We start from the raw sequence: 2,804 nt of genomic DNA, 5'->3' as shown, positions 1-2,804 counted from the left end.
AAATCATCACATTTTACGGCTGAATCGTGGTTTAAAATCAACAACATACCGATTAATTCTTGCTGTTGCCTTATAAGCGATCCATTAATGACCATAAGAATTGATAGTATATATGTTAGCTTATCTCTATCGGTAGTATGTTTAACTCACTGTTTAATAATGAAAAAATATATTAGTAGCGATCTAATTTTCAGGCGTACATAAAGCGTTGATACAGTCTGGTCTGCGATTAGACCAAGTAGCTATCCAATATTTAACCTGTAATACATCTAATCTGATACAAACGTGTTTATGTTTAGCTCTGTGCCAGTAGTTTTCTGTGCCAGTAGTTTTCTGTGATTACCGAGGGAGCCTGACGGTGTAATTACCGAGGGACTTTGTCATTCAAGAGTAGACTATCTAGGTCACTCTTTTCTGTTTTGATGGGCCTTGGTTATTTCAGATTTTGCTTTCCGTAAAGCAATAGTATTCAAGTTCTCCCTGACCCAGATATTTCTTATCGTCGAATGACTAATAGAGATGCCATGCTCTCTTTTTAACTCGCCTGCCATCTGGTTTGAACTCAGGTAGGGTTTTTCTAAAGTAGTCGCAAGCACTTTGGCCTCAACGTCTTCATCGATTCGGTTGGTATGCCGATACTCAGGTTTATGTATGCGTTTTAATGCTAACGGGCCACCGTCTTGAAGTTGCTGCCGGTACTTGGCAATAGTTTTTCTCGAGCATCCAGTTTGCCTTGCCGCTTCCCGTGTATTACCTAGCTGCGCCGCCAATTCGACGGCATCGAGCTTACGCTGGACTTCCATGCCATACTCTGTCGGTTTCACGGGCTCGACCAACTCAGCTACCTGCAACTGTCTGTTAGCAAAGTAAACCGAGAAGTTACCATCGAAGTGCTTGCGCACCTCCAGTTTTTGATTAACGATTGAGTGGCTAAGGGGCGACTCGATCAAGTACATCCTGTTGTTATAACAGAAGGTATGGTCTCGACGGATCTTTCGGTACTCTTTCTGGACACAGATAGCATTGAGGCAGAGATAAGCGGGTACAGGCGTAAATTCAGATTTCCTGTTTTTGGCTTTGACTGCGACCTGCCGTGACCAGTACCCAGGAATGAAGAAATTATGTAGGTAATGGTTGGCGCTTTCGATATCGGTGATCCCGCCTAAACGAAGTTCTGGCACTAATCGATCTTGAAAGGTATCAAAGGAGCGCTCAACACGGCCTTTGCCTTGTGGGGAGTTGGCAAAGATGATTTCGATCCCTAATTCTTTGCATGCCCTTTGCATTTGCGAGAAGTTACAGCGTTTGGGGCCACCAAAGATGCCAGCTTTATCGACGTAGAGGGTTTTAAAGAGCCCTCTTTTTTCGATATAGGTACGCATCACTTTCATACAACCATCAGTGGTTTCTGAAGGGAAAAACTCTGCGTGAACGTCACTGGTTGCATCATCAATAATGGCAATCAGGCATGTTTTTTTATCGCCAAACCAGCGGTGGGGGCTGCCATCCATTTGCAGTAACAACCCTGCTGATTCCATGCGCTCTCGGCGTTTCCTGACTTGTGGACGTCGACGCTTAGCCCGTTTGACATGGTGTATATCATGCGCCCAAGAACGTAACGTTTCTCGCTTGACAGTGATCCCTTCGTTAGCTTCTAACAGTTCAGCAAGGTGTTGCAAGTTGAAGTCGTAATACTTCTCCCTAATGAGCGTTTGGACTTGCCTTCTGAGTGAGCTAGGGAGCTTATTTGCAGGTGGCCTGCCTGTATTGCCATGAATAACGAATTGAATGCCGATCTTGCGGTACTGCTGTAAGTAGCGTTCAATCGTGCGGCGGGATCTATTCAGGAGCTTGGAAGCATTGATGATACTCATTTTGCCCTGAGCGACCTTAGCGATCACATCGACAGTGAGTTGTTGTTTCGAATCCATCACAATCATCCTTCGCAACCTCTGAATACGTGTTAGGTACACAGAGAATTGCTGATCAAGTAGATCCGTCAATTTCCCTTGGTAATTAACTTAGAACGACAAAATCGCTTGGTAGTTAAGGTACGACAAAGTCCCTCGGTGTTCACAACAGGCTTTTCGATGTGCTGAAAGGCCTGTGCCCCATTTCGTGACAGAGTAAATACTCATTCACAAGCTATTTACTATTTTTACCATATATTAGCTAATGTCCAAGGCAAATTCTAGCTACGATAACCCCACCAATTTGGTGGGGTTATTTCCGTCTATTAGGTACCAATCAATAATATGTTTGAAGCACTTGAGCCATTTCTTCCTTGACTTGCGGTACTGTCAGGCCAACAATGATCTGGAAGCTGTCGCCGTTTCTTACTACATTTACTGCTCCCTTCTGCTGGAAGTAGGCCGTCGGCTTAACCAGGTCAGGATCTTTTACCTTGATCCGCAATCGGGTGGCACAGTTAGTCAGTAGTTCGATGTTTCCGCTGCCTCCCAGCCCCTCTATAAAAGCAACCGCTTGTGAGGAATCGATAGCCGGTGCGTTATCTGCTGTATCTGATTTAGATGCTTTGTAATCCGCTTTGGTATACAGCTTAGCTTCAGAGTTATCGCGTCCTGGAGTCATAATGTTGTATTTCAGAATAAGTGTTCTGAACAGGAAGAAGTAGATGGCCGTAAATGAAAGACCAATGACTATCTGGATTACATAGGTGCCCATATGGTTTGCTCCCAGTGGCAACCAGTTCTGGAACACAAAGTCGATAAGGCCCGTCTGAAAATTTCCGGATATACCCATCGTATAGGCCAGAGTTGCCATCGTAGCGGAGAGCAGAGCAT

Annotated in this window: 2 protein-coding genes; both read right to left on the bottom strand. The window is 44.7% G+C overall.

Annotated elements, in window-relative coordinates:
* Positions 1–404: 404 nt before the first annotated feature.
* Entirely contained in the window at positions 405–1,940 is a 1,536-nt protein-coding gene (locus MHN01_RS23370) for an ISNCY family transposase (protein ID WP_239413749.1), read from the bottom strand.
* 307 nt (positions 1,941–2,247) lie between these two features.
* On the bottom strand, positions 2,248–2,804 hold a 557-nt coding region (locus tag MHN01_RS23365), incomplete at its 5' end, for a glucose PTS transporter subunit EIIB (protein WP_239413748.1).

Origin of the sequence: Photobacterium sp. OFAV2-7 (genome assembly GCF_022347985.1) — a bacterium.
GTDB lineage: Bacteria > Pseudomonadota > Gammaproteobacteria > Enterobacterales > Vibrionaceae > Photobacterium.
This window is presented reverse-complemented; position numbering and strand designations above follow the sequence as displayed.